This window comes from Escherichia sp. KCJ4928, assembly GCF_004352695.1.
Taxonomy (GTDB): Bacteria; Pseudomonadota; Gammaproteobacteria; order Enterobacterales; family Enterobacteriaceae; genus ECMA0423.
Map to the genome: position 1 here is coordinate 1 of NZ_SJWV01000516.1, position 693 is coordinate 693.

The following is a 693-nucleotide window of genomic DNA, read 5'->3' on the forward strand; positions in this document are numbered from 1 at the left end:
TATCTGTCACAGGAGCCCGCAACGACAAGGATAAAGAACGTATCCTGTCTCTGCTGGAAGAAATCTGGCAGGACGACAGCTGGCTGCCTGCAGCATGAGTACCGTTTATCACCGTCCGGCTGACCCTTCAGGCGATGACAGTTACGTGCGACCGTTGTTTGCCGATCGTTGCCAGGCCGGTTTTCCTTCGCCTGCCACGGATTATGCTGAGCAGGAACTGGATCTGAACAGCTATTGCATCAGCAGACCTGCAGCCACCTTCTTTCTGCGCGCCAGCGGTGAATCGATGAACCAGGCTGGCGTGCAGAATGGTGATCTGCTGGTAGTAGACAGGGGCGAAAAACCACAACACGGGGACATCGTTATCGCTGAGATCGACGGTGAGTTCACCGTCAAACGACTGCTGTTGCGCCCACGCCCGGCACTGGAGCCGGTTTCAGACAGCCCGGAATTCCGCACACTGTATCCGGAAAACATCTGTATTTTTGGTGTTGTCACTCACGTGATACACAGGACGCGGGAGTTACGCTGATGTTTGCACTGGCTGATATCAACAGTTTCTACGCCTCATGTGAAAAAGTTTTCCGCCCGGACCTTCGCAACGAACCGGTCATCGTACTCAGCAATAACGATGGCTGTGTGATCGCGCGCAGCCCGGAGGCAAAAGCCCTTGGCATCAGAATGGGGCAGCCC

Annotated in this window: 2 protein-coding genes and 1 pseudogene; all 3 read left to right on the forward strand. The window is 55.1% G+C overall.

What is annotated here, in order from left to right:
* Positions 1 to 98 (forward strand): DinI-like family protein (locus E0D98_RS28495; RefSeq protein WP_165941073.1); only part of this gene is annotated, 98 nt, incomplete at its 5' end.
* The gene (umuD, locus tag E0D98_RS25240) at positions 95 to 532 is read left to right on the forward strand and encodes a translesion error-prone DNA polymerase V autoproteolytic subunit (RefSeq protein ID WP_000109077.1); all 438 of its coding nucleotides are present in this window, start codon (positions 95 to 97) and stop codon (positions 530 to 532) included. The genes E0D98_RS28495 and umuD, both read left to right, overlap by 4 nt.
* Positions 532 to 693: pseudogene (locus E0D98_RS25245) on the forward strand (protein ImpB); the annotation flags it as partial. The gene umuD and the pseudogene E0D98_RS25245, both read left to right, overlap by 1 nt.

Excerpts from the sequence above, each read along its gene's own strand:
- umuD (WP_000109077.1), top strand. The coding sequence starts at position 95 with ATGAGTACCGTTTATCACCGTCCGGCTGACCCTTCAGGCGATGACAGT.